Source organism: Curtobacterium sp. NPDC090217, assembly GCF_044746705.1.
Classification (GTDB): Bacteria; Actinomycetota; Actinomycetes; order Actinomycetales; family Microbacteriaceae; genus Curtobacterium.
Genome location: NZ_JBIVCR010000005.1, coordinates 162,224 through 173,858 on the forward strand (window position 1 = coordinate 162,224; position 11,635 = coordinate 173,858).

The window sequence follows — 11,635 nt, forward strand, 5'->3', positions numbered from 1 at the left end:
AATGGGCATCGCAATCATCGTCATCATGGCGATCGGGGTCGCCCTGATCCTCACCGGCAAACTCCCCACGGCGTTCGCCCTGGTGCTGCTCGCGGTGGCGATCGCCCTCGCGGGTGGTGCCTCGTTCGTCGGCGCCGAGAACAGCGTGCTGACCACCGTGGTCCAGAACGGGGCGATCACCCTCGCCTCCACGATGGTGGCCATCCTGCTCGGGTCCTGGCTCGGCTCCCTGATGCGGGACACCGCGATCGCCTCGACCCTGGTCCGCAAGACCGTCGAGTTCGGCGGTGACCGTCCCGTCGTGATCGCGCTCGGTGTGCTGGTGATCTCGGCCCTCTGCGGCGCGGTGACCGGCTCGGCCCCCGCTGCCCTGCTCGCCGGTGTGATCGGCATCCCTGCCATGATCGCCGTCGGTGTCCCGAAGGTCACCGCTGCCGGCACCATCCTGATGGGCATCGGCGCCGGGGTGCCGTTCGAGCTGCCGGTCTGGCAGTTCTTCTCGACCGCGCTGCACCTCCCCATCCCGCAGGTGCGCTCGTTCATGATCCTGCTGTTCCCGTTCGCCGCCGCAGCCGCCGTCGCCTACGTCATCGTCGAGACCCGGCGACGCGGCACCGTGCACGCCTGGTCCCTCGCGGCCCCGGCAGACGGAACCCGCGTCGTCACGAGCCGGCGTCGACGACTCGGTGATGCGCCGTGGTTCGCGCTGCTGACCCCGCTCGTGCCGATCGTCCTGGCGCTCGTGCTGCAGGTGCCGATCATCCCGTCGCTCCTCGCGGGTGTGCTGTTCGCCGTCGTCACGACGACCCGACCGGCACTCTGGGGCACCACGATGCTGCGGTCGCTCTACGACGGGTTCAAGGTCGCCGCTCCGCCGATCACGCTGTTCATCGCGATCGGCATGCTCCTCGCCGCCGTGGGCCTGCCGGGGTCGGTCGCCGCCCTGCGTCCGATCGTCGAGGCCGTCGCGCCGACGAACATCTGGCTGTACGTGATCGTGTTCTCGGTGCTCGTCCCGCTGTGCCTGTACCGCGGCCCGCTCAACATCTTCGGCCTCGGCGCGGGGATCGCCGGCGCGATGACCGCCATCGGCTTCTACTCGCCGATGGCCGTCCTCGGGCTGATGACCTCGTACAACCAGGTGTTCGGTGTCGCGGACCCGACGAGCACCCAGACGGTGTGGGCGTCGCAGTACGCGGGCGTCTCACCGCAGGCAGTGATGCTCCGTGTGCTGCCGTACGTGTGGGTCGTCGCCATCGCCGGCATCATCCTGTCGGCGGTCAGGTACCTCTGACGGCGCGCCGCGAGCGGCGGGCGGCGGGCGGCGGGCGGCGGGCGGCGGGCGGCGGGCGGCGGGCGGCCCCGGCCCGGCTGGCCCGGCTGGCCCCGGCCCCCGGCTGGCCGCGCGAGGAGATCGAGTGCGCAGAAATGGGGACGCGCGACGCGAGCACTTCCCCACGTCTGCGCACTCGATGTACCGACGACGTGCCGTCGCCGGACAGCGGACGACCGCCGCCCGTAGTGTTCGGGTGTGCCCACCGACCCGCGTCACTGGTTCCTCGCTCGCGACGAACGCGGCAACCTCGCCACCGACGTGCACGCCGGCGGAGACGACGCCGCACCGTGGTCAGAGGGCAACGCGGTGCGCCCGCTCGTCCACGGCGCCCCGTACTTCGAGCGCATCCACGCGGAACTGTGCGCGCTGCAGCCGGGTGACCGGGTGTGGTTCACGGACTGGCGCGGCGACGCGGACGAACGGCTCCTGCCGGACGGCCCGACGATCGGCGACCTGCTCGCCGAACGCGCACGGGACGGCATCGAGGTCCGCGGCCTGATCTGGCGCTCCCACGGCGAACGCGTCTCGGCATCGATCAGCGCGCGCTCGAACGAGCTGCTCGGCCGGAAGATCAACGACGCAGGCGGCGAGGTCCTCCTCGACCAGCGCGTCCGCGTCTTCGGGTCGCACCACCAGAAGTTCTTCGTGATCCAGCACCGCGACGACCCCTCGCGGGACGTGGCGTTCGTCGGCGGGATCGACCTCTGCCACAGCCGCCGCGACGACGCCGCACACCGGGGCGACCCGCAGCCCGTCTCGATCGACGCCAGGTACGGCGAGCGCCCGGCGTGGCACGACGCCTCGATGGAGCTCCGCGGGCCCGTGGTGGCCGACGTGCTGGCGGTGTTCGCGGAACGGTGGGACGACCCGCACCCGCTCGACCGCAGCCTGCCGTACCGGATGCTGCTGCAGCGCCTCACGCACATGCCCCGTCGGCCGGAGCCGCTGCCCGAGCGAACGCCCCCGCCGCCCCGTGCCGGTGACCACGCCGTGCAGCTGCTGCGCACCTACGGGGTGAAGCGCCCGCCCTTCCCCTTCGCGCCGGAGGGTGAGCGCAGCATCGCACGCGCCTACGCGAAGGCGTTCTCGAAGGCGGAGTCCCTGCTCTACATCGAGGACCAGTACCTGTGGTCCCGCGAGGTCGCGTCCGGGATCGCCGAGGCCCTCGAGCGGAACCGGGACCTCCGGGTGATCATCCTGGTGCCGCGGTACCCGAACTCCGACGGCCCGCTCGGTGGTCCGCCCAGCCGGCTCGGACAGATCGAGGCGCTGCGCTCCCTCCGTCGGACCGCACCGGACCGGGTCGGCGTGTTCGACCTGGAGCACGAGGACGGCCGACCGATCTACATCCACGCGAAGATCTGCGTCGTCGACGACCAGTGGTTCACGATCGGGTCGGACAACTTCAACCGCCGGTCGTGGACGTCCGACAGCGAACTCACCTGTGCCGTCGTGGACGCCTCGACTGGCGACGGTTCACTCGCCCGGGACCTCCGGCTGCAGCTCTGGGCCGAACACCTCGCGACGACCCCGGACGACCCGAGCCTGATCGGCTCCGGGGCCGAACTCCTGGCGCACTGGCGAACCCGTGCCCGCGCGCTCGACCACTGGCAGGAGGACGGCCGCCCCGGCGAGCGCCCTCCAGGTCGCATCCGGCGGCACGAACCCGAGCCGGTGTCGGCGCTGCAGCGCCTGTGGGCGCGGCCGGCGACGCGCTTGGCGGTCGATCCCGACGGTCGACCGCGTCAGCTCCGCGGCTCGACCCGCTTCTGACTGGAGGCTCCCTACCGGCCGGCACCGAGCCTCCCGTCCGATCCGTGGCGGCCCCACGGCCGCCGATCAGAACCAGCGGAGGGCGAACTGCTCGACGACGTTCCGGACCACGCCGACCACCCCGGTCGCGGGTTCGCCGGAGTCGCGGCCGACGGCCCGGCGCAACGCGGCCTGCGCGGCCTCGTACTCGCTCCGTTCCTCGCCGGAGAAGTTCTCGGGCGCCGTGGTCCTGACCGTGCTGATCGCCTCGACCCGACGGATCCCGTAGCGGAACCCGATGGGTCGTGGTGCGGCCTGGATGATCTGCAGGAGCTGCTCGTGCGAGTACCGGTCGGGGCAGACGGCCGCCGCGGCGATGAAGTCCGTCAGCCCTCGGAGCCCGGCGTCGGAACTGACGGACCGGACCTGCACGAGGCGTGCGCGGCTGCAGAGGTCGTACATGAGTGCTTCATCCATCGCGGTCCCCTCCCGACTGCCTGGTCAGAGCCTGCCACACGCCGCCCGTTCGATGCCGTGCGCTCAGGCGGTGACGTGCGCGGCGACGACTGTCTTGATCGCATCGACCACGTACTCGACCGTCATCCCCCGAGCGGCGAGTGCTTGGTCGGCCGGTGCTGAAAGGCCGAACCCGTCGATCCCGACGACCATTCCGCGCGGACCGGCGATGCCCTCCCAGCCGAACGTGCTCGCGGCCTCGACGACCACGCGCGCGGTCCGGTCGCTCGGCAGGACCCGTTCGCGGTACTCCTCGTCCTGCTCGGCGAACCACTCACGCGACGGCATCGACACCACCCGCACGGGCAGGCCGACGGCATCGGCTGCCGCGAGTGCCAGCGCGACCTCGCTGCCGGTCGCGACGATCACCACGTCGGCCCCCTCGTCGTCGCGGACCACGTAGGCACCTCGTGCGACTCCTTCGCGGACGGCACCGGCCGGGGTCGATGCGACGGGCAACGGCTGCCGCGCCAGCACGAGACCGGCTGGCGCGTTCCGCTCCAGGATCGCGAGCCACGCGGCGGCGGTCTCGTTCGCATCGGCCGGACGGACGACTGCGAACCCCGGCAGGGCACGGAGCGCGGCGAGGTGCTCGACGGGCTGGTGGGTGGGCCCGTCCGCTCCGAGGGCGACCGAGTCGTGCGACCAGAGGTACGTGACCGGGAGCTGCATCAGCGCAGCCAGGCGGATCGCCGGCTTCTGGTAGTCACTGAAGACGAGGAACGTCCCCGCGAAGAACCGCGATCCCCCGACGAGCGCGATCCCGTTCATCGCAGCGGCCATCGCGTGCTCACGGACGCCCCAGTGCACGTTGCGACCCGTGCGGTCGGCCGGCAGGAACGAACCACCTCCGACGATCGCCGTGCGGTTCGGCTCGGCGAGGTCCGCGGATCCACCCCACAGCTCGGGCATCGCCGACGCGAGCGCCTGGATGGTCGCACCGGAGGCATCGCGTGTCGCGAGGGTGTCGCCCGCGTCCCAGACCGGGAGTGCTTCGGCGAGCGTCGCGGGGAGCCGTCGGGACCGGGCGCGGCTCCGCTCTCGGTCCGCGTCCGGGTGCGTGCTGGCCCATGCACGGTGGAGTTCGTCCCATGCTGCGTGCAGTCGTCGGCCTCGGTCGACGGCGGCCCGCGTCGTGTCGAGCACCGCTGACGGCACGTCGAACGGCGCGCGGTCGATGCCGAGGACGCGCCGGGTCGCCGCCACCTCGTCGGCGCCGAGGGGCGCTCCGTGCGCCGACGCGGTGTGCTGCGCGTTCGGGGCGGGCCAGGCGATCCGGGACTTCAGGACGACCAGGTGCGGCTTCCCCGCGTGCGGACCGACGGACAAGGCCGCGTCGAGCGCGTCGACGTCGACGTCGCCGTCGAGAGCGAGTCCGACCAGGTCGACGTGCCAGCCCTGCGCGCGGAACCGTGCCGCCGTGTCCTCAGAGGAGGTGAGCGTCGTGCTGCCCTCGATCTGGATGTCGTTGTCGTCGTAGACCACGACGAGGTTGTCCAGCTGGTGGTGCCCGGCGAGCGCTCCGGCTTCGTAGGAGATCCCCTCCTGCAGGTCCCCGTCGGACACGAGTACGAACACGCGCTGTCCGAACGGCGACTCGTCCGCGCCGGGATCGAGTCGAGCGCGGTCCCGCTGCAGCCCCATGGCCATGCCGACGGCGGTCGCGAGCCCCTGGCCGAGCGGTCCGGTCGTGGTCTCGATCCCCGGGGTGTGGCCGTACTCGGGGTGACCAGGGGTCTGCGACCCGAACGACCGGAAGGCCCGGAGGTCCTCGAGCGAGACGTCGTACCCCGTCAGGAACAGCTGGGTGTACTGCAGGATGCTCGCGTGCCCGCACGACAGCACGAAGCGGTCCCGTCCGACCCAGTCCGGATCCGAGGGGTCGTGGCGGACGTGCCGCTGGAAGAGCAGGTGGGCGACCGGTGCGAGCGCGGCCGCGGTCCCGGGGTGGCCGGAGCCGGCGGCCTCGACCGCGTCGAGGGCGAGCATGCGGGCGGTGTCGATGGCGAGCCGATCGGCGTCGTTGACCATGCGGGACTCCTTGAGCGTCTGACCCGCCTCGAGGCGGATCGGGCCACCGTAACAACATGGATCATGTCGTCATGACGTATTAGGATGAATCGCCCGCCGGCTTGCATTCCAAACCTGATCGCGACTAACGTCCGAGACGTCAAGTCGTCATGACGACCGAATGACAGTCCTACTGGCGCGACCCGCGCCACACAACGACGTGGAGGAACCCCATGCGCACGATGAGCGGAACGAGCAAGTACGTCGCCGTCCGCGAGCACCTGCTCTCGCGCATCGTCAAGCTCGCGCCGGGGACGCGGCTCGCTCCCGAGCCGGTCCTGTGCGAGGAGTACGGCGTCAGCCGGATCACCCTCCGGCATGCCGTGGACGGACTCATCGCCGACGGACACCTCGTCCGCGAGCAGGGCCGGGGCACCTTCGTCACCGAGCCGCAGTTCCGCACCCACTACCGGGAACGCTTCGCCGACGACGTCAAGGGGTTCTACGTCCAGCAGACCGAAGAGGGCTTCACCGTGACGAGCCAGGTCCTCCGGCAGCGGGTCGTCCTCGCCGGCGAGACCGTCGCCGGGCAGCTGGACCTCTCCTCCGCCGACCAGGTCGTCGAACTCCTCCGGCTGCGGTTCGTGAACGGGTCACTGCACCACCTCGTGACGACGTTCCTGCCGTTCGACCGCTTCCCGGCGACCGAGACCCGCGACTTCACCGACGGATCACTCTTCGAGTTCCTGCGCAGCGAGTACCAGGTCACCCTCGGCCGGAACGACCTCCTCGTCTCGATCGCCGCCGCCGACTCGGTCACCGCCGACGCACTCATGCTCGACCCCGGCGAGAAGCTGCTCCGGGTCGCCTCCACCGTCTTCGACCACGACGACCGCGCCGTCGCCTACGGCATCTCCGACTTCACGCCGCAGAACTCCGAACTGTTCTTCGGCCTGCACAGCTGACGACCCGAAGGAACCACTGATGCTCACCGAACTCCTCACCCCCGACCGGATCCGGTTCGCCGACGACGTCGGTTCGTGGCGCACCGCGATCACGCTCGTGTCGGAACCGCTCGTCACCGACGGGACGATCACCACCGACTACGTCGACGCCGTCACGGAGTCGATCGCGGCACCGGGTGGGACCTACATCGACCTCGGGTTCGGGTTCGCGCTCGCGCACGCCCGCCCCGAGCGCGGTGTGGTCCGCCCGGGCCTGTCGTACCTCCGGGTCCGACCGGCCGTCGACCTCGCCGACGACCCGGCGCACCCGATCGACGTGTTCCTCCTGCTCGCCGCCACCGGGTCGGCCGAGCACGTCCAGACCATGCAAGAGCTCGCGATGCTCCTCACGGACGAGGACGCGCGCACCCGGCTCCTGGAAGCCGTCAGCCCGGCCGACGTGACGTCGGCACTCCCCCAGATTGGACAGAACGCATGAAGATCCTCGCCGTCTGCAGCACCGGCCTCGGTTCGAGTTTCATGACCCACCTCAACATCGACAAGGCGCTGAAGACCCTCGGCGTCAGCGGGGTCGAGGTCGACCACGCCGACCTCGGATCGGTCAGCGCCGACTCGGCCGACGCGGTCTTCGTCGGTCGCGACATCGCCGAGGCCGCTCAGGGGCTCGGTGACGTCGTCGTGCTCGACAGCCTCATCGACCAGAACGAGATCCAGACGAAGGTGGCCGCGACCCTCGAGCGCCACGGGATCGAGGTCCCCTCGTGAACGGCGTCCTGAGCGTCCTGCTCGACATCTTCCGGCAGCCGTCGATCATCGTCGCGCTCATCTCGCTGATCGGTCTGACGATCCAGCGCAAGAGCGGCAGCGACGTCTTCAAGGGCACCGTCCGCACCCTCGTCGGCTTCCTCGTGCTCGCCGCCGGCGCCGGTGTCGTGAGCAACTCGCTCGCCCCGTTCGGCGAGATGTTCCAGCACGCGTTCCACGTGCAGGGCGTCGTGCCGAACAACGAGGCGATCGTCGGCCAGGTCCTGGTGCAGTACGGGTCAGCAGCCGCGCTCATCTTCTTCTTCGGGATGATCGTCAACGTCGCACTCGCTGCGACCACCCAGTACAAGTACATCTACCTGTCCGGGCACGTCGCCTTCTACATGGCGGCGATGATCGCGGTGATCTTCGGCGTCGCCGGCTTCACCACGTGGCAGGTCATCCTGTGGGGATCGATCGCGCAGGGCCTCGTCATGACGGTCTCGCCCGCGATCGTGCAGCCCTTCATGCGGAAGGTCACGGGCACCGACGACGTCGCGCTCGGACACACCGGGGGCGCCGGCATCGCGCTGTCGGGTCTGGTCGCGACCCTGACCCGCAGCAAGACGAAGCCGTCGAAGTCCACCGAGGACATCAAGTTCCCGTCCGGACTCGGCTTCCTCCGCGACACCACCGTGATCGTGGCGCTGTCGATGGCGGTGATCTACATCATCGTGGCGCTCTTCGCCGGCCCCGAGTTCATCCAGGGCAAGCTGAGCGATGGGCAGAACTTCGTGCTCTTCGCGATCATGCAGGCAGCGACGTTCTCCGCCGGCGTGTTCATCATCCTGGCCGGTGTCCGCGTCGTCCTCGCCGAGATCGTCCCCGCGTTCAAGGGCATCAGCGAGCGCCTGGTCAAGAACGCCAAGCCGGCGCTCGACGTGCCGATCACCTTCACGTTCGCTCCGAACGCCGTGCTCATCGGCTTCCTGTCGAGCTTCGTCGGCGGCATCGTCGGCATGGTGGTCATGGCGGTGTCCGGCACCGCGATCATCATCCCGGGCATCGTCGCGCACTTCATGACCGGCGCTGCCTCCGGCGTCATCGGCAACGGTGCCGGCGGACGACGGGGTGCCGTGCTCGGTGCCTTCACGAACGGCCTCGCGATCACGTTCCTGCCGCTCCTGCTGCTGCCCGTGCTCGGTGACGTCGGGCTGTCGAACTCGACGTTCTCGGACGCCGACTTCGGTGTCGTCGGACTCGTGCTCGGCCACATCAGCAGTGGTGGTGGCCAGGTCGCGGTGATCATCGCCCTCGTGGTCGCGCTCCTCGTGGTCTACGGCTCCTCCCTTGTCCTCCGCAACCGCGCGAAGCGTCGTGAGGAACTCGAGACGGTCGACGCCGACGACAGCCGCGAGGCCGAGACGAGCGCCGCACGATGACGGACCGCCGGGCGCGGGACTCCGCAGGGGGTCCCGCGCCCGCGGTGTTCCCGGTCGACGGCGTCCTGTTCGACTGCGACGGGGTCCTCGTCGACTCGCTCGAGGCCGCCGCCGTCGCCTGGGACCGCTGGTCCACGCGGTGGGCTCCGCACTTCGACTTCCGGACCCAGGTGCGGCACGGCGTCCGGGCGATCGACCTCGTGGCGGAGCTCGTCCCGACCGCCGACGTCGAGCGCGCCGCGGCCGAGCTCGCGTCCGAGGAGCTCGCCACGGTCGCCGGAACGACGGCCGTGCCGGGAGCGGTCGAACTCTCCCGAGCGCTGTCCGACCACGGTGTGCCGTGGGCGGTCGTCACGTCCGGCCTCCGGCCCCTCGCGCTCGGTCGGCTCCGCGCGGCCGGTCTGGCGGTCCCCGACGTGGTCATCACGGCCGAGGACGTCGCGGCCGGCAAGCCCGACCCAGAGCCGTACGCCACCGGTGCCGACCGGATCGGAGTCGCACCATCGTCGTGTGCCGTCTTCGAGGACGCCCCGGCCGGTGTCCGCTCGGCACGGGCCGCCGGCGTCACCACCGTGATCGGCGTGGGCCACGCCATCGCGGAGGCCCACGCCGTCGCGGAGGCCGACCCCGCCGCCGTGGTCCTCGACCTCCGCTCGGTGACGGTCGAGCGCGGCAGGCTCGTGCTCACGCACCCGATCGGCTGAGCGCGCCGGCGTTCCTGGACCCGCTCCTGAGCGAACCGGAGGCCCGCGCCCCCGCGCTCCACGGCTTCCTCATCGACGGCAGCGGGACATTCCCGACATGACCACGAACGACCGTGTCGAGCCCCGCCCCGCCCGCTGGCTCCACCAGTCCCGCGGACAGCAGGCCGCCATCGCCGGGATCGTGCTGCTCGGAGCGGTGCTGACCAGTTGGAACCTCGCCCGTGGCGGCGACTCCGAGTTCTACGCCGCGGCGGCGCGCTCGATGTCCGAGTCCCTGCCGGCGTTCCTGTCCGGGTCGTTCGATCCCGGCGCGACCGTGACGCTCGACAAGCTCGCCGGCTTCGCCGCACCCCAGGCGATCAGCGTCCACCTGTTCGGCATGTCCACCGCCTCGCTCGCGCTGCCGCAGGTCATCGAGGGTGCAGTCACGACCGTCGCGGTCGCCGTGGTGGCGCTCCGGTGGCTCGGTGCCCGAGCCGGGCTCGTCGCCGCGGCCCTCGCCGCCGGAACGCCGATCTTCGTGTCGATGTTCGGGCACCCGATGGAGGACGGGCTCCTCACCATGGCCCTCGCCGTCGCGCTCGTCTGGTGGCAGCGAGCCGCGCTCACCGGTGCGTGGTGGCCGCTGCTCGTCGCCGGTGCCTTCGTCGGGGTCGGGTTCCAGGCGAAGATGCTGCAGGCCTGGCTGATCCTGCCGGCGCTCGTCGTCGGCACGGTCGTCGCAGCGAGCAGCGGCGGTGCGGGCCGGTGGCGTCGGGCCGTCGCGCACTCGGCGGTGCTCGTCGGCGCGACGCTGGTGGCGAGCCTCGGCTGGTCCGTGGTCGTCTCCCTGCTCCCCTCGTCCGACCACCCCTACATCGACGGGTCCACCGACGACAGCGTCTTCGCGATGGTCCTCGGCTACAACGGCGTCGACCGGTTCCTGCCCGGCCTGTGGCCGGGAGCGGTCGGCGCGATCGGCGCAGCCGTCGGACACGCGGGCACGCACGTCGCCGACCTCTTCCACACGGCCGGCGGAGCGGGTCGCGGCGGCCACTCCGTCCTCCAGCTCTTCTCGTCGCGCTACGCGTCGCAGGTCGGCTGGACCTGGCCCGCCGCGCTCACCGGCATCGGGATCGGCGCGGTCCGTTGGTGGCCGCGCCGGTCCGGTCGGGAGGCTCGCCCCGCCTCCGCCGTCTTCCTCACCCTGGTCGTCTGGCTGGCGACGGCGGTCGCGGTCCTGTCCGTCCTGCGGCTCCCGCACACCGCCTACGTCGCCGGCATCGGCGTCCAGCTCGCGGCCCTCGGCGCGCTCGGGTGGTGGGGCGCAGCCGCACTGGTCGACGCTCCTGACCGCCGGCTCCGACTCGTCCCGACGGGACTGCTCGTCGTGCAGGGCGGGTGGTGGATCTGGCTCGCACGGTCCTCCGCCGAACCGGCGGCGCTCTCGACGATCGCGGTCGGTGTGACCGTCGCCGCCCTGGTCGCGCTGCTCGTGCGCCGTCGATCGACGTTCGGGGTCGATTCGGTTCGAGGACGCCGGACGGCTGCAGGACTACTGGTCGCCGCCGTGGTGCTCGGTCCCGCGTGCTTCTCCCTGCAGGCGCTCGACGCGGCACGGGACGGCAGTGGCGGCGACGCCTCGGTGGGGATCGCCACCGTCGCCTTCCCCGGCGCCGGGCGCCTCCCCACCCGTGCGTTCGCGTTCGGCAGGTCACCGTCGCGCGACCGGACCGGCGACACCTCGACGGCGTTCCGGATCTCGGCGCCCGACGTCATCGGCGGCCACACCCGTCTCGACGCGTCGGAAGCCGCACTCGTCGCCGACGCCGAGCGGCACGGGGGCGGGAAGGACGGTGCCCCGCTGTTCCTGACGGACTCGTGGCGGATCGCCGCCGACGTCATCGGGGACACCGGCGACGAGGTGCTGACCGACGGCGGGTTCTCCGGCCGGGTCCCGGTGTTCACGACGGCGCAGATCGTGTCGATGATCCACTCGGGGAAGGAGCGGCTCTTCGTCGTCGCGAACGGGACGGCGTCCACCGACCCGGTGCGTCAGGCGACCGCGGCACTCGGATGTCGGGTCGTCCACCGCTGGGGGTCGACGTTCGCCTCGTCGTCCGGGGCACCGTGGCGGTCGCCGGCGGACGCGTCGTTCGCGTTGGAACAGTGCTCCTGAGCCGCGGC

The 11,635-nt window shown here is 71.4% G+C and carries 10 protein-coding genes; 8 read left to right on the forward strand and 2 right to left on the reverse strand.

Going from position 1 to position 11,635, the window contains the following annotated elements; all coding sequences use genetic code 11:
• Nucleotide 1 precedes the first annotated feature (1 nt).
• The gene (locus ACIPJ2_RS17255) at nt 2–1,294 is read left to right on the forward strand and encodes a hypothetical protein (protein ID WP_402729854.1); all 1,293 of its coding nucleotides are present in this window, start codon (nt 2–4) and stop codon (nt 1,292–1,294) included.
• A 237-nt stretch (nt 1,295–1,531) separates the two neighbouring features.
• The gene (locus ACIPJ2_RS17260) at nt 1,532–3,109 is read left to right on the forward strand and encodes a phospholipase D-like domain-containing protein (RefSeq protein WP_402729855.1); all 1,578 of its coding nucleotides are present in this window, start codon (nt 1,532–1,534) and stop codon (nt 3,107–3,109) included.
• 66 nt (nt 3,110–3,175) lie between these two features.
• Here the strand turns inward: ACIPJ2_RS17260 and ACIPJ2_RS17265 are convergent, their stop codons facing one another.
• Both ACIPJ2_RS17265 and tkt read right to left on the reverse strand, forming a co-directional pair.
• Nucleotides 3,176–3,565: a hypothetical protein gene (locus ACIPJ2_RS17265; RefSeq protein ID WP_402729856.1), complete on the reverse strand. Its 390-nt coding sequence runs from the start codon at nt 3,563–3,565 to the stop codon at nt 3,176–3,178.
• 63 nt (nt 3,566–3,628) lie between these two features.
• Nucleotides 3,629–5,635 (reverse strand): transketolase, encoded by a 2,007-nt coding sequence (gene tkt / locus ACIPJ2_RS17270; protein ID WP_402729857.1) that lies wholly within the window; start codon nt 5,633–5,635, stop codon nt 3,629–3,631.
• Nucleotides 5,636–5,847: 212 nt separating this feature from the next.
• Between tkt and ACIPJ2_RS17275 the strand changes: the two genes are divergently transcribed.
• From ACIPJ2_RS17275 to ACIPJ2_RS17300, 6 genes are all read left to right on the forward strand, one after another.
• Complete coding sequence (locus ACIPJ2_RS17275) at nt 5,848–6,579, forward strand: GntR family transcriptional regulator (protein ID WP_402729858.1); 732 nt, start codon at nt 5,848–5,850, stop codon at nt 6,577–6,579.
• 19 nt (nt 6,580–6,598) lie between these two features.
• Complete coding sequence (locus tag ACIPJ2_RS17280; RefSeq protein WP_281265674.1) at nt 6,599–7,057, forward strand: PTS sugar transporter subunit IIA; 459 nt, start codon at nt 6,599–6,601, stop codon at nt 7,055–7,057.
• Nucleotides 7,054–7,344, forward strand: a complete 291-nt coding sequence (locus tag ACIPJ2_RS17285) for a PTS sugar transporter subunit IIB (RefSeq protein WP_281265675.1) — start codon at nt 7,054–7,056, stop codon at nt 7,342–7,344. The genes ACIPJ2_RS17280 and ACIPJ2_RS17285 overlap by 4 nt, the downstream gene beginning before the upstream one ends.
• Complete coding sequence (locus tag ACIPJ2_RS17290) at nt 7,341–8,765, forward strand: PTS ascorbate transporter subunit IIC (RefSeq protein ID WP_402729859.1); 1,425 nt, start codon at nt 7,341–7,343, stop codon at nt 8,763–8,765. Before ACIPJ2_RS17285 ends, ACIPJ2_RS17290 begins: the two co-directional genes overlap by 4 nt.
• Nucleotides 8,762–9,469, forward strand: coding sequence for an HAD-IA family hydrolase (locus ACIPJ2_RS17295; RefSeq protein ID WP_402729860.1), 708 nt, complete (start codon nt 8,762–8,764; stop codon nt 9,467–9,469). The genes ACIPJ2_RS17290 and ACIPJ2_RS17295 overlap by 4 nt, the downstream gene beginning before the upstream one ends.
• 97 nt (nt 9,470–9,566) lie before the next feature.
• Entirely contained in the window at nt 9,567–11,627 is a 2,061-nt protein-coding gene (locus ACIPJ2_RS17300) for a glycosyltransferase family 39 protein (RefSeq protein ID WP_402729861.1), read from the forward strand.
• Nucleotides 11,628–11,635 lie beyond the last annotated feature (8 nt).